This is a genomic window from Streptomyces sp. MRC013, from assembly GCF_023614235.1.
In the GTDB taxonomy this organism is placed as follows: domain Bacteria; phylum Actinomycetota; class Actinomycetes; order Streptomycetales; family Streptomycetaceae; genus Streptomyces.
This window is the reverse complement of the sequence record NZ_CP094264.1, coordinates 2,130,638-2,154,827: the sequence shown is the minus strand read 5'-3', so window position 1 is coordinate 2,154,827 and position 24,190 is coordinate 2,130,638. Positions and strand designations below refer to the sequence as shown.

The following is a 24,190-nucleotide window of genomic DNA, read 5'->3' as shown; positions in this document are numbered from 1 at the left end:
GGCCCGTACGCGTCGCACGGCGGCCCGTACGCGTCGTGCGGCGGCGCCCGTACGCGGTCCGGGCGCCCCGCCGGTCAGGCGCCGGTGGCGGCCGGGACGGGGTCCGGGTCGGGCCCGGCGTCGACGATCCGCGCGAGCAGGTCGAGGCCCGGACGGTCCACGGAACGGGCGTCGGCGCTGAGGACGACGACCGCGGCCCGGTGTCCGGGGGCCACGGCCAGCAGGCTGCGGTAGCCGCCGGTGCCGCCGCTGTGGAACAGGGTCCGGTGCCGGCCGCGGGGCAGGTCGGCCGAGATCCAGCCGGGGTGGACGGCGGCCCTGGCGTTGACGCGGTGGGCGGTGGCGCGGGTGAGGGCGACGGCTTCGGCGAGTTCCCCTGGTGCGGGGTCGATGTGGGCCCGGGCCAGTGCGAGCAGGTCGGGCACGGTGGAGTGCAGGCCGCCGGCGCCGGCGAGGGCGGCCAGGTGCCAGGGCGGGCGGGGGCGGCCGGTGCGGGAGTGGCCGCCGGCCAGCCGCGCGGCGCGTCCGGGGTCGAGGACCACGCGGGTGTCGGTCATGCCGAGGGGCCGGCAGACCTCGGCCCGGACGAGCGCGTCGTAGTCGGTGCCGGTACGGCGTGCCAGGGCGAGCCCGAGCAGGCCGGCGCCGAGGTTGGAGTAGTGGAAGCGGGTGCCGGGCACCGACCGCAGGCGGGTGCGCCGCAGTCCGTCCAGCAGGAACTCGCCCGTGCAGCCGGCGTAGGGGTCGGTCCGGAACAGGCCGCGCGGCAGGAGGCCCCTGGGCAGCCGGGGCAGGCCGGAGGTGTGGCAGGCCAGGTGGACCAGCCTGACGGCCTCGCCGCCGCGTTCGGGGAGCGTGATGTCGCGGGGCAGCAGGTCGCGGAGCGGCTGGTCCAGCCCCACGGTGCCGCGCACGGCGAGCCGGGCCAGGGTCAGGGCGGTGAACGTCTTGGTGACGGAACCGATCTCGAACAGCGTGCCGGGGTCCGCGCCGTGCAGCGCGGACCGCCCGCCCCGCACGGCACCCACCACGACGGCGCCGCGCCGCCGGGCGCCGAGCCGCTCCGCCGTCCGCCGTACCAGGTCGTCGAGGGACGGGGCCACGGTCGTCACGCCTCCGTCCGGCCGAACAGGCGCCGTCCGCCGTACTTCTTATGCACGGCCTGCTTCGAGACCCCCAGCGCCTCCGCGATCTGCGCCCACGTCACCCCCGCCACCCGCGCCCGGTACACCAGGACCTCCTCCTGACCCTCCAGGCGGCGGCGCAGCGCGGCCGCCTCGCGCAGCGCTTCGATCGGATCGGCGTTGTCGGTGATCGATGAGATGTCCACTCCGGTCATGCGTCAACTTTAGTTGACTTCTCTCCCGATCGTCAACCTGAGTTGACCGTGGCGGGGTGCAGGCGGTGGCGCGGCAGGCGGCGTACGGCAGACGGTCCAAGCCGTCCGGCCCGTCCGGGCCGCGGAACCCCCGCCCGCCCCGGATCGGGACCCCGGGGGCGGCCGATCTCCCCCAATCCCCCACCCCCACACGCCAGTTCATGTACGCTGCAAGGCTTTGCTCGGGACGTGGACGCTGTATCCGGTGGGGGGAGAACACGGTGAACGGTACGACGGGGAACCGTCCGGGGGAGTACGACGAGCAGGTCGCGCGCCTGGCGGCGGGCTCGTCCAACTTCGGCCACCTGCTGCGCCACGAGCCCTTACTGGTGACGCTCGGCTGCTCCGCCGAGTCGTACGTCCACACCGACCCGCACGCGGCCATGGTGAAGGCCCGCCTCTTCGGCGAGGTCATGGCCCGGCACCTGGTCACCCTCCTCGGCGTCACCGTCCCGGGCAACCGGCAGGTCGACCGGATCAACGCCCTCGTCCGGGCCGAGGTCCTGGTCCCGCAGGTGCGCGCCTGGTTCGAGGCGATCCGCGAGACGGGGAACCGGGCGGTCCACGAGTACTACGCCAACGTCCGCGAGGCGCTGCGCTGCGTGGAGACGTGCTTCCGCCTCGGCGACTGGCTCCACCGCGCCTCGGACCCGTCCGACACCGCGCACCGGGTGTTCCTGGCGCCCGCGCCGCCCTCCGCCGCGCCCGCCCCGACGACCGCCGCCGACCTGCGCGAGCTGGAGCAACTGCGCACCGAACTCGACGCCTACCGCCGCAGGCTGGAGGAGGCCCGCCTCCGCTACGACGGAAGGCAGAGCCGCCTGGAGCGCGAACGGGCCGCCCGCGAGCAGGCCGAGGCGGAACTGGCCCGCGCCGAGGCCGAACGGGCCGCGCTGCACGACCTGATCGCCGAGCTGAGCGAGAGGATCACCGAGCTGGCGGCCCCCGACGTGGAGTCCCGCTCGGCCGCCCGTCCGCTGGACGGGGCCTCGCGGCGCGACGAGTTCATCGCGTACGCGCAGAAGGCCGCCCGCCCGCCGATGAGCGAGGCGCAGGTGAGGGCCGAGCTGGACCGGATGCTGGAGAAGGCGGGCTGGACGGTCCAGGACGACGCCGCCAAGAACCTCTTCGCGGGGCGGGGCGTCGCCGTCCGGGAGGTCTCCACCGCCGTCGGCCGCGCCGACTACCTCCTCTACGTCGACCAGCGCCTGGTCGGCGTCGTGGAGGCCAAGCGGGAGGGTGCCGACCTGGAGGCCGCCATGCGGCAGGCCGCCCGCTACGCCACCGGCCTCACCCGCAGCCAGCAGCTCAGCGCCTGGCGTGCCAGCCTGCCCTTCCGGTACGTCGCCGACGGCAACACCGTCCGCTTCCACAACGCGCTCGACCCGTCCCCGCGCACCCGCGAGGTCTTCGCCGTGCACCGGCCGGAGACCGTCGCCCGCTGGATCGAGGAGGCCGAGGCCGACCCGGCCGCGCCCACGCTGCGCGCCCGGCTGCGCCGCCTGCCGGGGACCTTCCTCGACCCCGCGCCCCTGCGCCCCGCGCAGCTCACGGCCATCACCGGCCTGGAGCGCTCCCTCGCCAAGGACGACCCGCGCGCCCTGATCCAGATGGCGACCGGCGCCGGCAAGACGTACACGGTGGTCAGCGAGACCTACCGGCTCCTGAGGCACGCCGGCGCCCGGCGCGTCCTGTTCCTGGTCGACCGCAACAACCTCGGCGGCCAGGCCGCCACCGAGTTCGAGAACTTCGACACCCCCGACGACGGCCGCAAGTTCACCGAGCTGTACGTGGTGCAGCGCCTCGCCGGGGACACCGTGCTGGGCTCCGCGCACGTGGTGGTCTCCACCGTGCAGCGCCTGTGGATGGCGCTGACCGGCCGCGACGTGCCGAGCGCCGACAAGGAGGACGCGGCCCTCGACCGGTACGACCTGGTGAAGGAGCCCGTCCAGGTCGGCTACAACCCGGACCTGCCGCCGGAGGCCTTCGACCTCGTCGTCGTCGACGAGTGCCACCGCTCCATCTACGGCAAGTGGCGCGCGGTCCTGGAGTACTTCGACGCCCACCTGGTCGGCCTGACCGCCACCCCCGTCAAGCAGACCTTCGGCTTCTTCTTCCAGAACCTGGTCAGCGAGTACCCGTACGAGCAGGCCGTCGCCGACCGCGTCAACGTCGACTTCGACGTCTTCCGCATCCGCACCGAACTGGGCGAGAACGGCGGGACCATCCCGGCGGAGACGGTCGTCCCGATGCGGGAGCGCAGGACGCGCCGCGAGCGGTACCAGGAGCTGGAGGAGGACCTGGAGTGGAAGGCGTCCCAGCTCGGCCGGCAGGTCATCAGCAAGGGACAGCTGAAGCTGGTGCTGGAGACGTTCCGCGAGCACCTGTTCACCGACATCTTCCCCCCGGTGGGGGAGGGGGAGGCCCGGCGGGCCCGCACCCACGTGCCCAAGACGCTGGTCTTCGCCGTGGACGACAACCACGCCGACGAGATCGTGGGGATGGTCCGTCAGGTCTTCGGCGAGAGCGACGACTTCTGCCAGAAGATCACCCACGCGGCGAAGCGGCCCGCGGAGCTGATCAAGGCGTTCCGCAACAGCCCCGAGCTGCGCATCGCGGTCACCGTCGACATGATCGCCACCGGGACCGACATCCCGCCGCTGGAGTGCGTCTTCTTCCTGCGGGACGTGAAGAGCTGGGCGTACTTCGAGCAGATGAAGGGGCGCGGTTCGCGGACGGTCGACCCGGCGGAGTTCCAGGCCGTCACCCCGGACGCGGAGGTCAAGGAACGGTTCGTGATCGTCGACGCGGTCGGGGTGACGGACTCGCCCCGCGTGGACGCCCGCCCCCTCAACCGGATCTCCGAGCGGAAGATCCCGCTGGAGCGGCTGATGGCCAAGACGGCCGGCCTGGCCATGACCGAGGACGAGATCGCCACCCTGGCGGGCCGACTGGCCCGGCTCGACCAGCAGCTCACCGCCGAGGAGCGCGAGGAGGTCGCGGAACTCGCGGGCCGGCCGCTGACGGAGATCGTCGGCGGCCTGGTCCGGTCCGTCGACCCCGACCAGCAGGAACGGGCCCGGCGGATCGGCGGCGAGGAGCAGGTACGCCGGGACATGCTGGACGCGCTGAAGCCGATCGCCGCCAACCGCGAGCTGCGCGACCGGCTGATGTCCATGCGCCGGGCCCACGACATCGTCATAGACGAGGTGAGCGTGGACGAGGTGCGGGAGGTGCGCGGCATCACGCCGGACGAACTGGCCATGCGGCGCGTCACCTCCTGGAAGCAGTACCTGGACGAACACCGGGACGAGACCACCGCGTTCGAGATCGCCTTCCGCGACCGCAGGGACCCCAAGGAGGTCTACCGGCGGCTGAAGGACCTGGCCCGGAAGATCGAGCGCCCCCCGTTCCAGTGGACCCCGGCGCGGCTGTACGACGCGTACGTGCAGCTCGGCAAGGCCGCCCGGCACCCGGGCGGATCGGCGGGCGTGGTCGACCTGATCGGGCTGCTGCGGTTCGAGCTGGGCCTGGACGAGGAGGTACGGCCCTACCGGGCGCTGGTGGAGGAGCGGTACGCCGCTTGGCGGGCCCGCCAGGAGCAGGCGGGAGCCGTTTTCACCGAGGAGCAGACGTGGTGGCTGGACCGCATGGTCGACGTGATCGCCACCGACGCCGCGATCGAACCCGCGCATTTGAAGGGTTTGCCCTTCAACGAGCGCGGGGGCGTGGACGGATTCCTGAGGGAGTTCGGGCCGGATCGCGCGGCTGAGATTCTGGATGAACTGGGACGGGAGTTGGGCGCGTGAGTGGGTGCGGTGTTTCCACGGAACTGCCGGAGGGGTGGGCTTGGGCGACGCTCGACGAAGTGGCCGTATGGGGAAGTGGCGGCACACCCAAGGCTGGAGTTTCTGCCTTCTATGACGGAGAAATTCCCTGGGCGGTGATCGGGGATCTCAACGACGGTGTCGTTAACGTAACTGCTCGACGCATCACGCAATCTGGCCTCGAAAACAGTGCGGCGAAAATCGTTCCGGCGGGTTCGCTCTTGCTGGCCATGTATGGTTCGATTGGAAAGATGGGCGTCGCTGGCATCGATATGGCGACCAATCAAGCGATCGCTTTCGCGGTCCCTCGCTCAGATGCCGTTGACACCTCCTATCTTTTTTATTACCTTCTTGGTCAGCGTGACGACTTGGCAGCGAAAGGGAAAGGGGCCACGCAAAAGAATATTAGTCAACAGATCATTAAGGCATGGCCCCTTCCCTTGCCTCCGCTGGAGGAGCAGCGGCGTATCGTCGCCGTGCTCGAAGATCACCTTGCCCAGTTGGCGCGAGGCGTGGAACTGTTGCAAGCGAGCTTGCGCAAACTCTCCGTGTACGGCGAGCGCCTGCTTCTCGAAGCTTGCAATGGGAAGTTGCTCGGGCTGCTTCCGGCGGCGGAGCAATCCACTCCCTCAACTGCCGATTGCATTGACGGGGAACTTTCGGCCTTGCCGGAAGGCTGGACGTGGAGCCGCCTGGGTGAGTTCGCTGAAGTCGTCGGCGGAATCACGAAAGACGCTAAAAAGCAGTCTGACCCTGAGCTTCCGGAGGTCCCGTATCTCCGTGTGGCCAATGTGCAGCGTGGCCGTTTGGACTTGTCGAATATCGCTACCATTCGTGCTACGCCTAGTAAAGTATCCGCACTGACTCTTCAGTCGGGCGACGTGCTGCTGAATGAGGGAGGGGATCGCGATAAGCTCGGACGAGGGTGGATCTGGGAGGGGCAGATCGAAGGCTGCATTCACCAGAACCACGTCTTCCGGGCAAGGATTCGTGGCGGTGTCCTCAGCTCTAAAATTTTGGCGTGGCACGCCAACAGCTTTGGGCGTCACTGGTTTGAAGTGAACGGCAAGCAGAGCGTGAATCTGGCCTCGATCAGTCTTCGGAAGATCAAGCAATTCCCGGTGCCGATCCCTCCGCAGGCCCATCAAGAGCGGATAGTGCAGGAGGTGGAGCGCCAGCTATCGGTCATTGAGAGTGCGGAAAAAATCGTACGTGCAGCCCTAGGCCGAGCCACGAGCCTCCGCCGTTCCCTCCTCGCCGAAGCCTTCGCGGGGCGTCTCGTCCCCCAGGACCCCGCCGACGAGCCCGCTACCGCCCTGCTCGACCGCATCCGTACGGAGCGGGAAGCGACCGGGGCCGCCAAGTCCAAGCGCCGCAGCCCCCGCCGGGCCCCCACCCAGCGAGAGAACGCACCCGCAGCGGACGCGCCCCCGCCGCCCCGGGCCGACGGCCCGGCCCTCACCACCGCCACCCAGCCCACCCTTGACCTGGAGATGCCCTCGTGACCACGACCGAGGCCCGTCGGCTCGTCGACAAGCTCTGGAGCTACTGCCACGTCCTGCGTGACGACGGCGTCTCCACCATCGACTACGTGGAGCAGTTGACGCTCCTCGTCTTCCTCAAGATGGCGCACGAGGCGCAGTCCCGCCCCCCGATGTTCCGCGAGCAGATCATGCCCGAGGGCACGGTCTGGGAGGGCCGTGGCTGGCCCGAGCTGCTGAACAACGACGGCGCCAAGCTCGAAGCCGCCTACACCCAGCTCCTCGAAGACCTCGGCGCCCAGATACCCGGCACCACCTTCCACCTGATCTTCAACGGGGCGAGGAACCGCATCCACGACCCCGCGAAGCTCAAGCGGCTGGTCAAGGACCTGATCGACAAGGAGAGCTGGTCGGGCCAGAAGACCGACATCAAGGGCGACGCCTACGAGGAACTGCTCTCCCGGGGCGCGGAGGACATCAAGTCCGGCGCGGGCCAGTACTTCACGCCCCGCCCGCTGATCCAGGCCATCGTCGACTGCGTCCGACCCACCCCGGACGACACGATCACCGACCCCGCCTGCGGCACCGGCGGCTTCCTGCTGTCCGCCGCCGAGTACATCCTCCAGGAGTACGGCAACCGCCTCACCCCCGAGCAGCGCGAGCACCTCAGCAGCGGCGGCATCTGGGGCACCGAACTGGTCAGGAACACCGCCCGTCTCGCCGCGATGAACCTCTTCCTCCACGGCATCGGCCAGCCCACCGGCAAGGCCCTCGTCCGCACCCGGGACGCCCTCGCCGCCCCGCCCGACAAGCGCGCGAGCCTGGTCCTGGCCAACCCGCCCTTCGGCAAGAAGTCGTCCATCACCGTCTACGGCGACGACGGTTCCGCCGCCCGCGAGGCCATCGCGTACGAACGCCGCGACTTCTGGGTCACCACCACCAACAAGCAGCTCAACTTCATGCAGCACATCGCCTCGCTGCTGGAGATCCACGGCCGGGCGGCGGTCGTCGTCCCCGACAACGTCCTCTTCGAGGGCGGCGCGGGCGAGACCATCCGCCGCCGCCTGCTGAAGGAGTACGACGTCCACACGCTGCTGCGCCTGCCCACCGGCATCTTCTACGCGGGCGGCGTCAAGGCCAACGTCCTCTTCTTCGAGCGCAGGCCGGCCCGCCCCAACCAGCCGTGGACCGAGAAGCTGTGGGTCTACGACTTCCGTACGGCTCAGCACTTCACCCTCAAGCAGAACCCGCTCACCCGGGCCCACCTCGACGACTTCGTGCAGTGCTACCGCCCCGGCGAGGACCGCTCCAAGCGCGTCGAGACCGAGCGCTTCAAGGCGTACACGTACGAGGAACTGACCGCCCGCGACAAGGCCAACCTCGACATCACCTGGCTGCGCGACCCCAGCCTGGACGACGCGGACAACCTGCCCGCCCCCGAGGTGCTGGCCGCCGAGATAGTGGAGGACCTCCAGGCCGCGTTGGCCGAGTTCGCCGCGATCGCGGAGACCTTGCAGCAGGCGCGGGGCGGCGACCCGGCGGAGGAGGCGGCCCCGGCCGCTGACTGATCGCGGACGTGGCCCGCACCCGTGAACTCGGGTGCGGGCCACGCCCGTTTGCCGTGTCAGTGCCCGGAGGCGTACGGCAGGAAGGCCGCCCAGGTGGCGGGGGTGAGGGCGAGGCGGGGACCGGCGGGGTTCTTGGAGTCCCGTACGAGGATCCGGTCGGGAACGGTCGCCACCTCGACGCAGTCGGGGCCTTCAGCGGTGCTGTAGCTGCTCTTGATCCAGGCGACCTCGACGCAGTCAGGGCCGTCAGCGGTGCTGTAACTGCTCTTTATCCACTCCAGCTTGGTCCGGGCTCTACCAGGCGGCTTGAAGGTCATGACTCTCCCAGCATTTTCTCGATGAAGGCCAGTGACTCACGCGGGGTGAGAGCCTGTGCACGGATGGTCCCGTAGCGCATGTCCAAGACCTGCACGTGCTTCGGATCAGTGATCACACGACTGATCTCCTGCACTTCGGCATGTCCGACCGTGCTGCCGCCCCTCAGCCTGAGCAACCTAAACGAACCGCCGAGGCCGGAGTTCTCCTCACGGGCCAGTGGAAGAACCTGTAGATCTACGTTACGCAAGCGGCCGACCTCCAACAGCCGTTCGAGCTGTGCGCGCATGACCATTGTGCCTCCCACGGGGCGACGCAGCGTTGACTCACACTGGACGAAGCTGAAAAGAGGACTGCCTGCGGACTCGCGCACGATCTCCTGTCGTGACATCCGGGCGGTGATGCGCTGCTCCAACTCGCCCTCCATGAAAGGCGGTCGGCTTCCGGCGTACACCGCTCGTGCGTACTCCTCCGTCTGCAACAACCCATGGATGACCGAGTTGTTGTAGGCACACAGCTCTACCGCGTCCGCCTCCAACCTCTTCAGGTCCCGTACCTTCTTCGGGTACCGGGTCTCCGCCAGGTCCCGCCCCATCGCCACGACCCGGCCGCCCGCCTCAAGTACCCGGTCCGCCGCGTCCAGGTACTCCGGTCGAGGGATGCGCCGCCCGCGTTCCACCGAGGAGACCAGCTCCTCCCCGTACCCGATGGCCGCGCCGAACTCCGCCTGCGTCAGCCCGGCCGCCTCGCGCCATAGCTTGAGTTGGCGGGCCACGGCCTTGACGACCGCCCCGGCCTCCTCGTCCTCCGGTCCCGCGTCCCAGTCGCCCATGTCCCGCCCTCCCGTCGAGCCCTTCCCGGTTCAACTCCGTACGCCCCCGCCCGGACACCCCGTACCGCCCGGACGGAAACGGGTGCCGTGCGGACAGCCGACCTTCGCCCGGCCGGTCCTGCTTCACAGGCTATGCAGACGCGGACACGCTGGGTGACGTGAATCACCGAATCACCTCCACCAGCGGAGCCCCCGCCGAGCCGGCGGCTCCCGACGCGCCGCGCCGGTTCTCCATGCGGTTCTCCGCCACCCGCCGCGGCGCGCGCCTCGCCCGGCTGCTCGCGGCCCAGCAGTTGCAGGACTGGGGACTTCCGCCGGACCCGGCCCGGCTGGTCGTGGCCGAGCTGGCGGCGAACGCCGTGCTGCACGGCCGCGTACCGGGCCGGGACTTCCGCCTGACCCTCTCCGCCGCCGCCTCGGGGACGCTGTGCGTGGAGGTCACCGACACGCGGGGCGAACTGACGCCCGTTCGAGGGCGGTTGGCGGCGGAGGTCCTGGGCGAGTCCGGGTACGGGCTGCTGCTGGTCGAGGAGCTGGCGGACCGGTGGGGCGTCCGCCACGGCCCGGCCCCGTGCAAGACCGTCTGGGCCGAACTGGACCCGGCCGCCCCGTGACGACGGCAGGCGTCCTTCGGCCGCACGCGCCTTGGGAAGTGCTTCCCGACGCGGCCCACGGCGTCGGTGTGAGCCGGTGGTCCTCCAGAAGCCCGATCCCGGTCGCCGGCCGGGGGCCGGGGGCCGGTCATCGGCTTCTACTCGCACAGTCCGCCCCGTATGCCGTCCACGGAGACAACCCGGAGACGATTCATGGCCTGGGAGGAGTGGAAGCGTTTGAAAGCCGAGGCGGCTACTCGTAAGGCCACTCGGATACAGCTGAACCAGGCCGCCTCGGGAGGAGGGGGCGGCGACTGCAGCGGGCCGGATCTGACTTCCAGTCCGCGAGTGAAGAAGGCGGCGGCGAAGGAAATTCAAGAAGTCCTGATGCCGGGCGCGGCGCGAGACGGCAAGTACGCGGTCGAAAGCACGAACACGGCGATCAAAGAATTCGGTGCCAGGGACGGAGGCAAGGTCATTGCATGTAGTCGATCTGTCCGGTTGATCATCCTTTCCCGAGGGCAGGGCTTCGGCGTAGTCGCGTGATGCCGGGTTCGTGGCGATCTGCTCTTATCGACGTCCTCAGAGCACGACAGGCACGGTTTCCAAGATCATGGGGTTCTCGACGCCCCGTGATCCGTCCTGGAACGCCTCGGCGTACGGCCCGACCTGCTGTGCCCGAGGCGGAGCCTGCTTGCGGAAACGACAGTGCGGCGGCTGCTGGGCCGCATCGACGGCGACGCGTTAGACCAGGCGGTGGGCCGCTGGCTGGCCGACCGGCGCGCCGGCACCGACGGCCGACCGGCGCGCCGGCACCGACGGCCGACTGCGCGGTCTGGCGGTCGACGGCAAGAGCCTGCGCGGAGCGGTAAGGGCCGAGGGCCGGAAGATCCACCTGCTCGCCGCCTGCGATCATGTGCGCGGCCTGGACCTGGCTCAGCTCGACGTGGGGGAGAAGACCAACGAGATCACCTGCTTCCTGCCTCTGCTGGAGACCATCGCCGACTTGGCGGGCGTGGTCGTGGCCAGCGATGCGATGCACACCCAGCGCGAGCATGCTCAGTACCTGCTCGGCCGTCACGCGCACCACATCGTGATCGCGGAGGGAAACCAGAAGGAGCTTCGCAAACAGTTGATGTCTCTTCCGTGGAGGCAGATTCCGTTGCAGTCACGCACCCGCGACGCCGGACACGGCCGGGGCGAGATCCGCCGGATCAAGGTGTACACGGTGAACAACCTGCTCTTCCCCGGGGCCCGCCAAGCCGTCCAGCTCAAGCGTCGCCGAGTGGACCGCAAGACCGGCAAGATCAGCATCAAGATCATTGACGCGGTCACCAGCCTCCCCGCCGAGCAAGCCACACCCACCGAACTCGCCCGGCTGATCCGCGGCCCCTGGAAGATCGAGGCCCTGCACCATGTCAGGGACGTGACGTTCGCCGAGGACGCTTCCCAACTGCGGACCGGCACCGCACCTCGCGCCACGGCCACCTGGCGCAACCTCGCCATCGGCGCCCTCCGCCTGGCCGACAAGACGAACCTCGCCTCCGCGCTGCGGCACGACGCCCGCGACACCCGCCGACCACTCGCCCTGCTCGGACTCACACGGCCACGAAACGGACGTCAAGTGACTACGCCGAAGCCCTGGGCCCGACACCCGAACACCGCCGTGCCTACCTGCCCGCGACCGGATCACTGAACGTATGCGGCGACTGGTACGACGCCTCTGGACGCGACTCAAGGATTGAGGGCAACCCTTCTACCAATCCTCGGGTTTACCCACCAGCTCCTGACACTGCTCCAACTTGAGGGCTTGAACTTCAAGCGCGACCAGTCTGTGATGGCCGAGCTGTTCCGTAATAAGCTGCTCTGTATCCTCATTACGGCTAACGGCGTATGCAACGGCACCGTAGGAGTAACCCAAGTCAGAGACAGCCCGGATCAGATCGTTGATCCCCTCCTGGTGATCATCGGGTCGTTCAAGTGCCCGCCAGCTTCCTGCAAGGTGCAGGAAGGAGCTTCCGGTCGCCTCAAGCTTGTCAGAAACCGCGTCGCGTTCAGATTGCGCTGGATTCGGCTTTTCATCCATTTTCACGAAGGATTCGGTTGCCTCTTCCATCTCGGGGCCGATGGAGGGGATTTCCTGCTGGCAAATTGCATTTACTTGATCTTGCCACTCGCTAAATGCGGGCGCGTCACTCTCGAATTGGTTTAGAAAGAATGCGAAAATGCCAATGAGGGCCGACGCGACCCCCACCCACCAGCCGATATGGGAGCGCAGCTTACTTCCGAGCGAATCTCTTGAAGGCTCACGAGACTCCGGTGAAGGCTCAGCAGGTTCTGGTTCTGGCGAAGCGTCATTCATAACCGCCTCCGCGGCTTCCGTGCGAACGCGGCCCCCCGGCCCGCTCGCGCCGCCCCAATCCGGCGCCAGGTCGTTCGCGACCACACGCGGCATGGACACATAACCACCTTGCCCCGCGACCGACCCGAGCGCATCTGAGGCACGTGCCGTACGGGTCACGGCAGGCCGAGCTCGCGATCCGGATCGCGCATGCCGCACGACTCCACGCCCACATCGGTGAGCAGCCGCAGCGCCTCTTCGCGGCCGACCGACCTCCCTGCGGGCAGCGGGCCTGCCGGCACCGACGGGATGGGCGTCCGGCCGCCGTGGACGTCCACGCCCGGGACACCGGGAACCGGGAGCGGGAGGCGGGCCCCGGGCGCCGGGCGGGACGGGGAGCCTGCTGCCTCTCGCCCCGGTCGACCGCGTCGCGCCCGGTCAGTGCCTCCCCTTCTCCACCCGGACGGAGGCCGCGTCCACGATCACCGCCGTCCAGTCCACCTCGCCGCGGACCCCGGGGTCGTCCGAGACGACCCGATGCAGCCGCCGCCACAACCCGTCCCTGGTCCATGCGGAGAACCGGCGGTGCGCGGTCGCCGGCGAGACGCCGAACGTCTCCGGCAGGTGCCGCCAGGCGCAGCCGCTGGCCAGCACGTACACGACGGCCGTGAAGACCGCTCGCTCATCCACCGGGGCCGTGCCTCCGCCTTGCGGACGGGAGGCGAAGGAAGGCAGCAACGGCGCGGCGAGCGACCAGAGTTCGTCGGAAACCAACCGCTTCGACAAACCAACACCCATGGCACGGCATCATGCCGCACCCACCCCATGCCACATGAGACGAGTTCCGGGCCCCGTCGGGCGGCGGCCGGTTTTCACCCCACCGGCATTTACCTGTACGTGTTTTTGCCAAGAGCACCGCACGGGAGAACGGCTGATAAGAGTATCTCGGGCACGGGCCGTGTGCGTTACGGTCGGGGGGTCTGCCCGCAGTAGAGGAGGAAGTGTGAAGCTGCCCTTGCATCGGTCCCTCGGAGTTGCGGCCACCGTGCTGGCCGCCCTGGCCAGCACGACCGTACCGGCCTTCGCCAGTGCTCCGGTCGACGGTTACGCCATGCCCATCCACCGCGTGAACTGTGACCGGACCGATTACCTCGAAATCCACAACAACAGCGGCATGTCCGTTCTCTGCTTCGCCGACCGCGGAGCCGTGGCCGTCGCCATCTACGGTGTCAACTGGATAGAATCGGGAAACAACAAGGCGGAGATCCAGTTCCAGCGCAGCCTGAACAATCCGGCGATCGAAAGCGTCACCATAGAGAAGTGGAACTCGTGGAACCCCGGCCACGTCCACAAGGTGAGCCGGATCGAGATCTTCTGACATCCCGCAGGACGGGCGCCCTCCGGGGCGTCCGTCTCCTTTTCGAGTTCGTGTTCCGCGGCTCGCCCGGGGCCTTCCCGGCACCACTCGCACGGGCGGCCCCCGGGCGGCGTACCGGGGCGACGGCCGCGCCCGCGAGGATCACGGGGATGACCACCCGTACCGCAGACCTCTGGCACCACTACGGCCGCGTTCGCCACGCCGCCGATCGGGCCGTGCCCGACGACTTCCGCTGGAACTGGGCCCAGGACGGCGGGCCGGGCCCCGAAGTCCTCGGTGACCTTACCGGGGCGTGTGTCGGCGACCTCGGAGCCGGGGCCGCCCGGCACGCCGCCCACCTGGCGGACCGCCACCGGCCCGCCCGGGTCGACGCGGTCGACGCGTCACCCGCCCAGTACGCCATGGCCGTCGACCTGTACGGGCACCTCGCTCCCCGGTTGCGCATCGTGCGGTCCGACGCGGTGGGCCACCTGCGCGCACGGCCGGGGGCGTACGACGTGCTGTACAGCGTCTTCGGCGCGGTGGACTTCACCGAACCGCGCGAGCTGCTGCCGGCGGCGGCCGCCGCGCTGCGGCCCGGCGGGCGGCTGGTGTTCTCCACCCTCGGCCACCACCTCGGCGGCACGCCCGCGCGGCCCGACGTGCGGTCCGTCGACGTTCCGGCGCGGACGCCGGGCGGTGGGGCGGCCACGATGCGGCGCTGGGTGCTCCGGGGGCGGGTGTGGAGCGACTTGCTCGACCGGGCGGGGTTCACGCGGGTCACCGTCGACGTACTGCCCGGGGGGAGGGGGCCGCGCGCCGCCGACGCACTGCTGGTGGCCGCGTACCGCCTGCCGACCGCCGCGGGTTCCTGAAGGCGTGGGAGCAGGAGCGGTCGAGGGCTCGGGGGTGGGGGAGCAGGGGCGGTCGAGGGCTCGGGGGCGGGGGCGAGGAGCCATGGGTGTTTGAGCGGTCGGGCCGGTGCCGGGGGCTGCGCGCCGGAACCAGGGGGTGCGGGCGGGAGGTGCGGGACGCCGCCGGTGGAGGAGCCGGCTGACCGCTTTCGGGCGCCCGTCGACGGATACCCGGCCACTACCCGTACACCTACGACGGCGGCGGGGTGAGCGACGTGCACAAGGCCGCCGGCCCTCGGTGTCCGTCCGGATCCGGCACGTCCGGGCGCCGGAAAACCCGACCGGTTGCACCGGGCGCCGTGAGCAGGGCTTGGGGCGCGCCTTGTCGGCGGCTTCCGCGTCCTCGCGGGAACCGCCGTTTCCGAAGGAACCGAACCCCTGAGCCGGGGGTTCGTGGAAGGAGGAGGGCACTCGCGGTGAAGCGGGCCGGGTGACCGGTACCGACACGACACCCCGGAAACGGCAACGGCCGCCGGCGGTCACGCGATTCCCGGGAGCCGCGGTCACGTGGGCCTCCGGGGCTGCGGTCACGTGGTTCGCCAGGAGCCGCGGTCACACGATTCCCGGGAGCCGCGGCCATGTGGTTCCCCGGGAGCCGGTGGGAGAGCACGGAGCGTTCGTCTCGCGGCCGCGCCAAAACCGTTCGACGGCACGGGCCCGGACGGGCCAGGATCCACACCCGTGACGGAGACGAAGCGGTTCCTGGTCGAGGCGGCTGCCCGCAACAACGCGGAGTGGTGCGCGGTGATGAGCCGATCGCACGGTGTGGACGGCGAGTTCGGCCGGCAGGCGTGGTCCGCTCCGGTCCGGACGCCGCCGTACTACCCCGACGCGGTGACGCTGGTGCCGGGTGCCGATGGGGCCGCGCTGCTGGTCCGGATCGACACCGGGGCGCCCGGCGCCTGCGTCAAGGACAGCTTCGCCGACCTCGACCTGGCGCGGGCGGGCTTCCGGGTGCTGTTCGACGCGCAGTGGATCCACCGCCCGGCGGGCGCTCCGGCCGCCGCTCCGGACCCCGCCTGGGACGTGGTTCGCAGCCCCGAGGCGCTGCGGGCCTGGGCGCTCGCCTGGGACGGCGGGGCGGGCGACGAGGACCTGTTCCGGCCCGAGTTGCTCGACGATCCGTCCACCTTCGTGCTCGCCGGTCGCTCCGCCGACGGCCACGTGGTCGCCGGGGCGGTGGCGACCCGCAGCGAGCAGGTGGTCGGGATCTCCAACGTCTTCGCGCGGGAGGGCGGCGGTGACGCGGTCTGGCCGGCGGTGCTGAACGCGGTGCACGGGCTGTTCCCCGGCCTGCCCGTGGTCGGCTACGAGCACGGCGAGGACCTGGACGCCGCCATCCGCCACGGGTTCGAGACGATCGGCCCGCTGCGGGTCTGGCTGCGGAACTGACCGACGCCGACGGCCGGCGTCCCCTCAGGGACCGTGGCCACGTGATCCCCTCGGTGAAGGCACGTCCAGGGCATCGAAGCCCATGTCGACGACATGGCGGGCGGTCGTACCCGGGCCTACCTGACCGCGTACTGATCTGGTGTGACCCGGAGCCTTCGGCGGGATCCCGGCACGGACGGAGGGCCCCGGGGAGCGGTCCCGGAACCGGCACGTCACCCCCGCCCACGCACCCGGCCAGGACCTGCCAACATTCGATGCCGGGCCGGTGTCCACCAGTCCGGGGGTAACTTCAGCCAGGCCGCTGTAGGGAGGCAGCCCATGCGTCGGCGGCGCGTGCCGACCACGTTCGTCGTTTTCCTGGCACTTCTCGCCTGTGCCGCCACCACGCTCGGTGTGGTCTCCTGGGTCGCCGAGGACATCTCGTCGGACCTGTCGGAACAGGAGACGACCTGTTGCTGGGAGGAAGGAGTGACTCCCGCGTGGATGAGTGATCAGATCGGCATTCGTATTCCGGAAACAGCGTCGGACCGCCGGGCCGGCTACAAGGTCGGGCAGCGTTACGACACCGGCCTGTTGTCCTTCGTCCTCGAGACCGCCGAAGCGGAGGCGTACACCGGCGGGCTCATCCGCGATGACACCAGGATGATCGAGAACTTCCATCCCAAGGGGAAGGACTACCGCCCTGCGGCTGCCTTCCGTCACCTCGGGCTGCCCGAACCGGAGACCCTTGTGAAAGGGCTGCGGAGGATCAGCTTGTGCCCCGATGGCCTCAAGACACCGGAAGGCAAGTACCTTCAACGCTGCATCGACCTCTTCACCCACGAGTTCGAGCCCGGAACCACCCGGATCTACGTCCGGTCGGCTCAGTAGGAGACGTTTCGCCATCGCCACCAGCGGCGCCTGGTGATCGAGACCTCGACCCGTCCGCCCTGGACGGTGACGGCCGTCTGCCGGCTACCCCGGGTGCCGAGGGCGTGAGCGACGGTGCCGGCGGAGAACGCCTTGTCGGCTGTCAGGGCGCCCTGCGAGGCCGCTTCCGGCCGCGGGCCGGCAGGTCGGTGACGTGCTCCGTCACGACCGTCTGCGCGTCCTGCAGGGACCGGGCGCGCACGCTGGTCTCGCCGACCTTCGGCGTGTAACCGCGCATCTGTCCCACGCCACCGTCGCCCCGCCCCGCACCGATTTCCGACGCTCCCGGCCGTCGGGCCGTCAGGTGGCGGCCCGTCAGGCCACCGGGCCGCAGGTGGCCTTAGCATGCTGGGGAACCGACAGAGGGGGAATGCCGTGGACGCCTTGACCGTCGCCAACGAACTGGTGCCGTACGTCACCGCCGCCGTCACCGCCTACGGGAGCGCCGTGCTCGTCCGGACCACCGACACGGCCGCCGACGCGACGGTGTCCCTGGGCCAGCGCATCGTGCAGCGACTGTGGAGTCGGGAGGAGAACCGGGAAGGGCTGGAACAGGCCATCGACGAGGTCGCCGAGGACCCGCAGGACGAGGACGCCCAAGCCGCCCTGCGCGTCCAGGTGCGTCGCATCCTGCGGCAGGACTCCGAGCTGGCCGCGGAACTGGCCCGACTGCTCCCGGCCCGGTCCTTCACCGCCTCCGGGGACGGCTCCGTCGCGGTGGAGACGAACAACGGCGTCATCAGCACCGGTGACGGCGCCACCATCCAGCGGTGAACGAGGGGCCCCACGTCGAGGCCTCCGGCCGACAGTCGGTGGCCGTCGGCACCAACAGCGGCATCGTGTCCACCGGCGACCACGTCACGATCGACGCCCGCACCGTCCACCTGCCGGCTGACGCCGTCCGGCGGCCCGCCGACGTTCCGGCGCCGCGGGGAACCACCAACCTGCCACTACCGGCGAACCCGAACTTCGTCGACCGGACCGAGCCCCTGGCCCTTCTGGAAGCCGCCCTGGACGAGGCCGGTCCGACGGTGCCCCCGGTCGTGCACGGCCTGGGCGGGACGGGCAAGAGCGCCCTGGCCCTGCAGTTCGCCCACCGGCACCGGCACCGGTTCAACCCGGTGTGGTGGATCAGCGCGGACTCCGCCTCCAACCTCACCCACGGGCTCGCCGACCTCGCCGCCCGGCTCGACCCCCATCACCAGCTGGCCGCCGCGACCAGCACCGAGCGTGCCGAGTGGGCCCTGAGCTGGCTACAGGCCCACCAGGACTGGCTCCTCGTACTCGACGACGCCGCCTCCCCACGTGACCTGGCCCCGGTGCTGGGCATGGCCACAGGGCGGTACGTCATCACCAGCCGGCGGCCCACCGGCTGGCGCCGACTGGCCCAGCCCCTCCCGCTGGACACGCTGCCCTCCGACGCCGCGATGGAGTTGCTCACGCGCATCATCGAACCCGACGGACCCGACGGACCCGGCGACGAGCGAATCCTCACCGACCTCGCCGACGAACTGGGGCACCTGCCCCTGGCCCTGGAGCAGGCCGCCGCCTACATCGAGTCCACCGCCATCAGCCCGGCCGCCTACCTCGACCGCCTCCGCCGTTACCCGGGCCGCATGTTCGCCGCCGCCTCGACGGGCGGCCAGGAAGCGGACGACCAGCGGACCGTCGCCCGGGTCTGGCAGCTGTCGCTCCAAGCGATAACGGACCAGCAGCCCCTGGCCGGAGACCTGTTGCGGCTGTTCGCCTGGCTCGCTCCCGTCCCGCTACCGCGCGACGTCCTCGAAGACCTCCCCACGCACCTGGGGGAGGACCCGTGGGCCGTCGACGAAGCCCTGGCCCTCCTCCACAGCTACAGCATGATCACCCTGACCCGGCAGACCGTGACCGTGCACCGCCTGGTCCAGGCCGTGGCACGCCTGCCCGATCCCGCCGACCCGCACCGCACCGTCCGGGCCATCGCCACCGCCCGCGAACGCGCCACCCGGCTGCTGGAGCGGGCGCTACCGGAGAACCCGCTGTTCGACGTCGCCGGGTGGCCCCGGTGGCGCGAGCTCCTGCCGCACCTGCTGGCCCTGACCGACCGGACCCCGGAGGAGGAGGATCCGCACACCGCCGGCCTGCTCGTGGCCGCCTCGGCATTCCTGCAGGGCGACGGCCACACCGGTGAGGCCGTGGAGTGCGCCCGGCACGCGGTGGACATCCGCACCCGGCTCCAAGGGCCCGACCACCCGGACACGCTCGCGGCCCGCAGCTTCCTCGCCAGCGCCCACCGGGCCGCCGGCGACCTGGAGACCGCCACCCCCCCTGCACCAGCGGAACCTGGCCGACCACGAGCGCGTCCACGGCCCCGACCACCCCGACACCCTCGTCGCCCGCGCCAACCTCGCCTACCTCCACGCCCTGCGGGGCGAGCCGGCACGGGCGCGGGACCTGCACCGGCAGAACCTGACGGACATGCAGCGCCTCCACGGCCCCGACCACCCGCACACCATCAACGCCCGTGCCAACCTGGCCGGCTGCCACCGGGACACGGGCGACCTGGAAACAGCCATCGGCCTCTACCACCAGGCCCTCGTCGATTACGAACGGGTCTACGGGCCGGACCACTCCGAGACGATCACCGTCCGCAGCAACCTCGGCTACGCCCACCAGCTCGCCGGCGACATCGACGCGGCCACCGCCCTCTTCGAGAGGGTGCTGGCCGACCGCGAGCGCCTCTACGGCCCCGACCACCCCCTCACCGAACTCGCCCGCCAACTCCTCGACCGAACCCGCCCGCCGGCTCCTTGAACGCACCCGCACGGCCCGCGATCACGAGCAACCGCGACGTGGGAACGTCCTTCAACGCCAGGAGCGGGGGTGTCGTCGACTGGGGGAGTCGGTCCGCACCACGGAGAAGACCGCGTCCACGGCCCGCCGCCGGGCCCGTACGCGCCGTACCGGTTCTTCACCGGGGCACGGACCGGTCCCGGCGGACCGGCTTCCCCGGGCTCAGAAGCGTTCGATCTCCTGGCCGGCCGGGATCTCGTAGCAGCCGGACACGAGCATCAGACTGAGCTTGGGAGGGTCGTTCTTGGCGCGCTGGGACACGTTGACGCTCGTCTTCTTCGCGTCGTTGTCGGCCGTCAGCGACAGGTTCCCGTTCTTGCTGGTGTCCGGGCCGTACTCGGAGATCTTCCAGCCGTTCTTCGGCAACTCCGCCCTGAGCCGCTCCATCGCCTCGTCCAGCTGGCCGGGTGAGGCGGGATAGAAGCTCCACGAGTGGAACACCCGGAAGTACTTCTCCCGATCCCTTCCCGCGCAGTCCATGACCCCGGGGTTCGCGTCGGACGCCTTCCCCTTGACGCCGACGAGATCGTAGATCTCGCTGGACAGCTTCTTGATCTCGTCGGCCGCGGCCCGGGACGTGCTGGTGCCCGCGGAGGGGACGGTGCTCTTGTCTTCGTTCATGCCGCATCCGGTGAGGGGTGTCAGGGCGATGGAGATGAGGAGCGCCGACGCGCCCAGTTTGGCCTTCAATCCGAGATGCCTCGCTTCGGTCGGTTCGGAGCACGGGGTGGTCGGGCCGCCGGGACCGCCGGGACCACACCCCGGGGGTGGTGCTACTTGAGCTTCACGTCGTCGTACTTCCCCGCCACCACCAGGCCCTGGTTCCGCAGGCTCTGGGAGCCTTCGTCCCAGTACCCGCTGTGGCCTTCGGTGTCCGTGGCCATCTGATGGGCGCCGAACCACTCGTCGCTGGGGATCACCCAGTAGCTTCCCCGTTCATGACCGCCGTGTCCCCAGCGGCCGATGTCGGGGACGATGTCCCCATCCGCCTCCTGGTTCCAGACGTGCCCCCGGGGCACGTCCAGGTCCTCGGCCCTGGCCACCGTCACCCCGGGGCTGCCCGCGGTGATCACGTCGTCCGCGTTGAGCGTGCCGTGATCGGCGGCGGAACCCACGAGGGTCGTGCCGTAGGAGTGGCCGATCACGGTCCGGTGGGTCCCCGAGCCTCCGGTGTGCGACTCCTCCAGGCCGTCGAGGAACCGGTTGAAGGCGGGTGCGCCGTCATCCGCGTAGTGCCTGAACGGCGCGTCCTTGTAGATGTCCTGCGGGGCGTCGTATCCGAGCCAGGTGATCGTGGACACGCTCCTGCCGTCGGCCTCGCTGTCGGCCACGCGCCACGTGCTGATCATCCGGTCGACGTTGCCCTCTATGTTGCTCAGGTTCGACGTCGTTCCCGGCACGTAGACCGCCTGGTGGTCGGCTGTGTCCGGGTTCCCGTTGGCGATGATTGCCCGGCCGTTGCCCTCCGCGCTGAACCCCAGGAGGTACGCCTCGGGCAGACCCCCGGGGCCCGTCTCCGTCCGGTCGAAGCGCTTCTGGATGCTGTCCATGCCCTTGAGGGACTTGGTGAGGTGCTCGTAGCGCTCGCCGTACTGCCTCTGCCAGTCCATCCACTCGTCGGTGTGCACCTTGACCGGGAACCTGCCCGCGGTGATCCAGGTCCACTCGTTGGCGGGCGGTTTCGGGATCGAGGCCAGCTCCAGCCGGTACTGCGCGTACTTCTGGTCGAAGACGACGCGGTTGGCCTCGTCGCGGACGGCGGAGGGCAGCCCGTCCAGCGCGCCGACCTGCGCCGCGTTCAGCGACAGGTACGCGGACTGCTCCTCGGGCGTCAGTCCCCTCCACCAGGCCGCGTTGTCCTTGGGGCTGCCGTCCTTCGGGGGGTGCGGGAGGGAGTCGAGGTAGCCCTTGCCCGCGTCGCGGACGCCGTCCGCGTCGGACTGCGTGTCCGTCCAGTCGCGGTCGGAGACGGTCAGGTCGTCGTCGGCCTTGAGCGCGCGGAGCTTCGGGGCCCATTTCGCGTCCGCGTCCGCGGCCTCCTTCACCGCGTCGGCGATCCGGTTCGCGAACTCCAGTGCCTTGCCGTAGTTCGGGTTCGGGTGCGCGTCGGCCGCCTGGCGGTAGAGCGCGTCGGCCGTCGGGGAGGCCGGGCCGCCCGTGCCCTTGACGGTGCCGCCCTCCGGGACCTTGCCGTCGACCGCCCGGCCGCCGGCCGGGAAGCCGACCGAGCCGTCGGGGTGCACCGTGCAGCCGGCGGCCCGCGCGTCCGCCAGGGCCGCCTCCAGCTTCCGCTTGGCCGCGGCCATGTCGTGCGCTAAGCCGTTGAGCGCGGTGCTCACCAGCCCGCACTCGGTCTGCACGTAGTGGAAGTTCTCCGACAGCTCCTTCAGCTCGTTCAGGGCCGCGGTCGCCGCCTCGCCTTCGAGCTGCGCACGCATTCCGGAGGAGATCCGGACGTCGACCGCGTCCTTGGCCTTGCCGGCCGTCTCACCGGTGGCGCGGTAGCCGTCGGCGGCATCCTCGTACGCGGTGGGCTTGAACTTCTTCAGCGCCGTCAGGTCCACGGCCGTCGGTCACCGGCCCTTCGCCCGGCCGCCGACGGCCCCGGTGTCCTGGTACCGCGCCTTGACCTTCGCGAACTCCTCCTCGATCGCCTTGTCGGTCATCGCCAGATCGCGCCCGGCCCGTTCCAGCAGTCCGCCCACCGTGCCGCAGCGGCCGCTCAGCTTGCCGACGTACGCCTTCCAGGAGTCGTACAACTCCTTCTGCGCCGCCGCCGACTGGCACCCGGACGTGTCCCCCACGCCCGACTGCCCGGCCTCCAACTTCTTCAGGCCCTCGCCGATGTCGGACTTCAGGCCGTTGACGCCCTCACCCGCCTGGCTCCAGGCCTTCCTCCGGGTCCTCAGCGCTCCGGAGGAACTGCCGCCCCCGCCACCGGACGGGTCCGGAGCCGGCAACTGGTTGAGCTGCATCCCAGTCGCCCGGCGCTCGGCGGCTTCGGTCTTGAGCCGCTCCCACTCGTCCCACGACATCGGCGCCCCTCCCCAACGGGTCTTTCCCACGCCCCAGCAGTACTCCTGCGTCACACTAACGACTCATCGGGGAGCGACCCCGAGTACCCGTACCTATTGATCCGGAGCGGTTCGGCCCGTGGGCCGCCGGTGATGGGCCGTCGGCGGTGTGCGGGTGGTCCGGTGCGGGCGCGTGGCGCCGTGCGCCGGTGACGATGAGCGAGACGTTCTGCCCGCCGAAGCCGAAGGAGTTGCTGAGTACGGCCTCCTGGGGGGTGTCCCGTCGCTCCGTGACGACGTCGAGGTCGATGTCGGGGTCGACGCCGGTCGCGGTGAGGTTGCGGGTCGGCGGGATGACGCCGTGCTCCACGCTGAGGACGGCGATGAGCGCCTCGATCGCGCCGGCGGCGCCGAAGAGGTGGCCGAGCGACGCCTTGGGGGCCGTCACGGTGGCGTGGCCGAAGACCTCCCTGATCGCGTGCGCCTCGGCGATGTCGCCGAGCGGGGTTCCGGTGGCGTGGGCGTTGACGTGGCTGATCCGCCCGGGAGCCAGGCCGGCTTGTACGAGGGCCTTCCGCATGGCGGAGATCTGGCCGGATCCGTCGGCGGCGGGCGCCGTGATGTGGTGGGCGTCGGCGGCGATCCCGGCGCCCGCGAGTACGGCGTGGACGCGCGCGCCCCGGGCGGCGGCGTGCTCGGCGCTTTCGAGCACCAGGACGGCGGCGCCCTCGCTGAGGACGAATCCGCTGCGGTCCGCGGCGAACGGCCGGGACGCCGAAGCGGGTTCGGCGCCGTACCGCGACAGCGCCTGTGCCTGGGCGAAGCCTGCGACGGTGATCGGGGTGATCGCGGCCTCGGTCCCGCCCGCGATGACCGCGTCCGCCTCACCGGCGCGGATGAGCGCGGCCCCCAGGGCGATCGCCTCGGCACCGGAGGAGCACGCCGAGACGGGCGTGTACGCCCCGGCCCGTGCGCCGTACTCGATGCTGATCAGCGCCGCCGCCGCATTGGGCATGAGCATGGGGACCGTGCGGGGTGAGACGCGCCGGGTCCCGGCCGCCTCCAGTGCGTCGTCCTCCTTCAACAGCGTCCGTACGCCGCCGATGCCCGTGCCGATCGCCGACGCGAGCCGGTCCGGGTCCACCGCCGGGGCGCCGGCGTCGGCCCAGGCTTCGGCCGCCGCGACGAGGGCCGCCTGCTGCGAGCGGTCGAGCCGCCGGGCCCGTACCGGTGGCAGCGATCCGGCGGGGTCGGCCGCCATCGTCCCCGCGACGGCGTCGGGGAGACCGGTGTCCTCGTGGCCGCGCAGGGCGCCGCCGCGGATGCCGGACTCGCCGGCGAGCAGGGCGTCCCAGGTGGACGCCGCGTCCGCCCCGAGCGGGGTGATCGCGCCGAGTCCGGTCACGACGACTTCGGTCCGGTGCATGCCCTTCGGCC

25 protein-coding genes and 2 pseudogenes are annotated in these 24,190 nt (G+C 70.7%); 14 read left to right on the top strand and 13 right to left on the bottom strand.

Features of this window, described 5'->3' with window-relative positions; translation table 11 throughout:
* Positions 1-74 precede the first annotated feature (74 nt).
* Together LUW75_RS09745 and LUW75_RS09740 are read right to left on the bottom strand one after the other, a co-directional pair.
* Positions 75-1,112: a serine hydrolase domain-containing protein gene (locus LUW75_RS09745; protein WP_250335255.1), complete on the bottom strand. Its 1,038-nt coding sequence runs from the start codon at positions 1,110-1,112 to the stop codon at positions 75-77.
* Entirely contained in the window at positions 1,109-1,339 is a 231-nt protein-coding gene (locus LUW75_RS09740) for a hypothetical protein (protein WP_250335254.1), read from the bottom strand. The genes LUW75_RS09745 and LUW75_RS09740 overlap by 4 nt, the downstream gene beginning before the upstream one ends.
* A 260-nt stretch (positions 1,340-1,599) precedes the next feature.
* On the opposite strand from LUW75_RS09740, the gene LUW75_RS09735 reads away from it, so the two are divergent.
* The 3 genes from LUW75_RS09735 to LUW75_RS09725 are packed head-to-tail and all read left to right on the top strand — an operon-like array spanning position 1,600 to position 8,254.
* Positions 1,600-5,187, top strand: a complete 3,588-nt coding sequence (locus tag LUW75_RS09735) for a DEAD/DEAH box helicase family protein (RefSeq protein WP_250335253.1) — start codon at positions 1,600-1,602, stop codon at positions 5,185-5,187.
* On the top strand, positions 5,184-6,710 hold the full coding sequence (locus LUW75_RS09730; RefSeq protein ID WP_284453823.1) for a restriction endonuclease subunit S: 1,527 nt from the start codon (positions 5,184-5,186) through the stop codon (positions 6,708-6,710). The genes LUW75_RS09735 and LUW75_RS09730 overlap by 4 nt, the downstream gene beginning before the upstream one ends.
* Positions 6,707-8,254 (top strand): HsdM family class I SAM-dependent methyltransferase, encoded by a 1,548-nt coding sequence (locus tag LUW75_RS09725; RefSeq protein WP_250335251.1) that lies wholly within the window; start codon positions 6,707-6,709, stop codon positions 8,252-8,254. Before LUW75_RS09730 ends, LUW75_RS09725 begins: the two co-directional genes overlap by 4 nt.
* A 56-nt stretch (positions 8,255-8,310) precedes the next feature.
* On the opposite strand, the gene LUW75_RS09720 is transcribed toward LUW75_RS09725, so the two are convergent.
* Positions 8,311-8,571 (bottom strand): DUF397 domain-containing protein, encoded by a 261-nt coding sequence (locus LUW75_RS09720; protein WP_250335250.1) that lies wholly within the window; start codon positions 8,569-8,571, stop codon positions 8,311-8,313.
* Complete coding sequence (locus LUW75_RS09715) at positions 8,568-9,401, bottom strand: helix-turn-helix domain-containing protein (RefSeq protein WP_250335249.1); 834 nt, start codon at positions 9,399-9,401, stop codon at positions 8,568-8,570. Before LUW75_RS09715 ends, LUW75_RS09720 begins: the two co-directional genes overlap by 4 nt.
* 158 nt (positions 9,402-9,559) lie before the next feature.
* Between LUW75_RS09715 and LUW75_RS09710 the strand changes: the two genes are divergently transcribed.
* The 3 genes from LUW75_RS09710 to LUW75_RS09700 all read left to right on the top strand — a co-directional run bounded on the left by LUW75_RS09710 (position 9,560) and on the right by LUW75_RS09700 (position 11,690).
* On the top strand, positions 9,560-10,015 hold the full coding sequence (locus tag LUW75_RS09710; RefSeq protein WP_250335248.1) for an ATP-binding protein: 456 nt from the start codon (positions 9,560-9,562) through the stop codon (positions 10,013-10,015).
* 192 nt (positions 10,016-10,207) lie between these two features.
* Complete coding sequence (locus LUW75_RS09705) at positions 10,208-10,540, top strand: hypothetical protein (protein ID WP_250335247.1); 333 nt, start codon at positions 10,208-10,210, stop codon at positions 10,538-10,540.
* A gap of 280 nt (positions 10,541-10,820) precedes the next feature.
* The gene (locus LUW75_RS09700; RefSeq protein WP_349816462.1) at positions 10,821-11,690 is read left to right on the top strand and encodes an ISAs1 family transposase; all 870 of its coding nucleotides are present in this window, start codon (positions 10,821-10,823) and stop codon (positions 11,688-11,690) included.
* A gap of 60 nt (positions 11,691-11,750) precedes the next feature.
* Here the strand turns inward: LUW75_RS09700 and LUW75_RS09695 are convergent, their stop codons facing one another.
* The 3 genes from LUW75_RS09695 to LUW75_RS09690 all read right to left on the bottom strand — a co-directional run bounded on the left by LUW75_RS09695 (position 11,751) and on the right by LUW75_RS09690 (position 13,133).
* Complete coding sequence (locus LUW75_RS09695; protein ID WP_250335246.1) at positions 11,751-12,455, bottom strand: hypothetical protein; 705 nt, start codon at positions 12,453-12,455, stop codon at positions 11,751-11,753.
* A gap of 56 nt (positions 12,456-12,511) precedes the next feature.
* Positions 12,512-12,637: a hypothetical protein gene (locus tag LUW75_RS24325; RefSeq protein ID WP_284453822.1), complete on the bottom strand. Its 126-nt coding sequence runs from the start codon at positions 12,635-12,637 to the stop codon at positions 12,512-12,514.
* 136 nt (positions 12,638-12,773) lie between these two features.
* Positions 12,774-13,133 carry a transposase gene (locus LUW75_RS09690; protein ID WP_250335245.1) on the bottom strand — a complete coding sequence of 120 codons (360 nt, stop codon included), beginning with the start codon at positions 13,131-13,133 and terminating at the stop codon, positions 12,774-12,776.
* 205 nt (positions 13,134-13,338) lie between these two features.
* Here LUW75_RS09690 and LUW75_RS09685 point away from each other — a divergent pair, with 205 nt between their 5' ends.
* From LUW75_RS09685 to LUW75_RS09670, 4 genes are all read left to right on the top strand, one after another.
* Positions 13,339-13,713: a beta/gamma crystallin domain-containing protein gene (locus LUW75_RS09685; protein WP_250335244.1), complete on the top strand. Its 375-nt coding sequence runs from the start codon at positions 13,339-13,341 to the stop codon at positions 13,711-13,713.
* Positions 13,714-13,862: 149 nt separating this feature from the next.
* A complete protein-coding gene (locus LUW75_RS09680; protein WP_250335243.1) occupies positions 13,863-14,567 on the top strand; it encodes a class I SAM-dependent methyltransferase in 705 nt (234 codons plus the stop codon).
* A 720-nt stretch (positions 14,568-15,287) separates the two neighbouring features.
* Positions 15,288-15,998 carry a hypothetical protein gene (locus tag LUW75_RS09675; protein WP_250335242.1) on the top strand — a complete coding sequence of 237 codons (711 nt, stop codon included), beginning with the start codon at positions 15,288-15,290 and terminating at the stop codon, positions 15,996-15,998.
* A gap of 333 nt (positions 15,999-16,331) precedes the next feature.
* Positions 16,332-16,868: a hypothetical protein gene (locus LUW75_RS09670; RefSeq protein WP_250335241.1), complete on the top strand. Its 537-nt coding sequence runs from the start codon at positions 16,332-16,334 to the stop codon at positions 16,866-16,868.
* A 142-nt stretch (positions 16,869-17,010) separates the two neighbouring features.
* Here LUW75_RS09670 and LUW75_RS09665 read toward each other — a convergent pair whose 3' ends face one another.
* The gene (locus LUW75_RS09665) at positions 17,011-17,154 is read right to left on the bottom strand and encodes a hypothetical protein (protein WP_250335240.1); all 144 of its coding nucleotides are present in this window, start codon (positions 17,152-17,154) and stop codon (positions 17,011-17,013) included.
* Between the two features lie 128 nt (positions 17,155-17,282).
* Between LUW75_RS09665 and LUW75_RS09660 the strand changes: the two genes are divergently transcribed.
* Both LUW75_RS09660 and LUW75_RS24620 read left to right on the top strand, forming a co-directional pair.
* Complete coding sequence (locus tag LUW75_RS09660; RefSeq protein ID WP_250335239.1) at positions 17,283-17,681, top strand: hypothetical protein; 399 nt, start codon at positions 17,283-17,285, stop codon at positions 17,679-17,681.
* A pseudogene (locus LUW75_RS24620) lies at positions 17,678-18,301 on the top strand (NB-ARC domain-containing protein); the annotation flags it as partial. The gene LUW75_RS09660 and the pseudogene LUW75_RS24620, both read left to right, overlap by 4 nt.
* Before the next feature lie 372 nt (positions 18,302-18,673).
* Here the strand turns inward: LUW75_RS24620 and LUW75_RS09650 are convergent.
* Complete coding sequence (locus LUW75_RS09650) at positions 18,674-18,850, bottom strand: hypothetical protein (RefSeq protein WP_250335237.1); 177 nt, start codon at positions 18,848-18,850, stop codon at positions 18,674-18,676.
* Between LUW75_RS09650 and LUW75_RS09645 the strand changes: the two are divergent.
* Both LUW75_RS09645 and LUW75_RS09640 read left to right on the top strand, forming a co-directional pair.
* Positions 18,767-19,147, top strand: a pseudogene (locus tag LUW75_RS09645) (tetratricopeptide repeat protein); the annotation flags it as partial. The gene LUW75_RS09650 and the pseudogene LUW75_RS09645 overlap by 84 nt on opposite strands.
* Positions 19,074-19,700 carry a tetratricopeptide repeat protein gene (locus LUW75_RS09640; RefSeq protein WP_250335236.1) on the top strand — a complete coding sequence of 209 codons (627 nt, stop codon included), beginning with the start codon at positions 19,074-19,076 and terminating at the stop codon, positions 19,698-19,700. The pseudogene LUW75_RS09645 and the gene LUW75_RS09640, both read left to right, overlap by 74 nt.
* Before the next feature lie 201 nt (positions 19,701-19,901).
* Here LUW75_RS09640 and LUW75_RS09635 read toward each other — a convergent pair whose 3' ends face one another.
* The 4 genes from LUW75_RS09635 to LUW75_RS09620 form a co-directional block, all read right to left on the bottom strand.
* Positions 19,902-20,429, bottom strand: a complete 528-nt coding sequence (locus tag LUW75_RS09635; RefSeq protein WP_250335235.1) for a hypothetical protein — start codon at positions 20,427-20,429, stop codon at positions 19,902-19,904.
* An 83-nt stretch (positions 20,430-20,512) separates the two neighbouring features.
* Positions 20,513-22,303 (bottom strand): alpha/beta hydrolase, encoded by a 1,791-nt coding sequence (locus tag LUW75_RS09630; protein ID WP_250335234.1) that lies wholly within the window; start codon positions 22,301-22,303, stop codon positions 20,513-20,515.
* 9 nt (positions 22,304-22,312) lie between these two features.
* Positions 22,313-22,804: a hypothetical protein gene (locus tag LUW75_RS09625; RefSeq protein WP_250335233.1), complete on the bottom strand. Its 492-nt coding sequence runs from the start codon at positions 22,802-22,804 to the stop codon at positions 22,313-22,315.
* Positions 22,805-22,829: 25 nt separating this feature from the next.
* Entirely contained in the window at positions 22,830-24,179 is a 1,350-nt protein-coding gene (locus LUW75_RS09620) for a beta-ketoacyl-[acyl-carrier-protein] synthase family protein (RefSeq protein ID WP_250335232.1), read from the bottom strand.
* Positions 24,180-24,190 lie beyond the last annotated feature (11 nt).

What these genes read in the sequence shown, in the direction of transcription:
- LUW75_RS09740 (WP_250335254.1), bottom strand. Translation starts at nt 1,339, where the DNA reads ATGACCGGAGTGGACATCTCATCGATCACCGACAACGCCGATCCGATC.
- LUW75_RS09720 (WP_250335250.1), bottom strand. Translation starts at nt 8,571, where the DNA reads ATGACCTTCAAGCCGCCTGGTAGAGCCCGGACCAAGCTGGAGTGGATA.
- LUW75_RS09715 (WP_250335249.1), bottom strand. Translation starts at nt 9,401, where the DNA reads ATGGGCGACTGGGACGCGGGACCGGAGGACGAGGAGGCCGGGGCGGTC.
- LUW75_RS09705 (WP_250335247.1), top strand. Translation starts at nt 10,208, where the DNA reads ATGGCCTGGGAGGAGTGGAAGCGTTTGAAAGCCGAGGCGGCTACTCGT.
- LUW75_RS09690 (WP_250335245.1), bottom strand. Translation starts at nt 13,133, where the DNA reads ATGGGTGTTGGTTTGTCGAAGCGGTTGGTTTCCGACGAACTCTGGTCG.
- LUW75_RS09680 (WP_250335243.1), top strand. Translation starts at nt 13,863, where the DNA reads ATGACCACCCGTACCGCAGACCTCTGGCACCACTACGGCCGCGTTCGC.
- LUW75_RS09620 (WP_250335232.1), bottom strand. Translation starts at nt 24,179, where the DNA reads ATGCACCGGACCGAAGTCGTCGTGACCGGACTCGGCGCGATCACCCCG.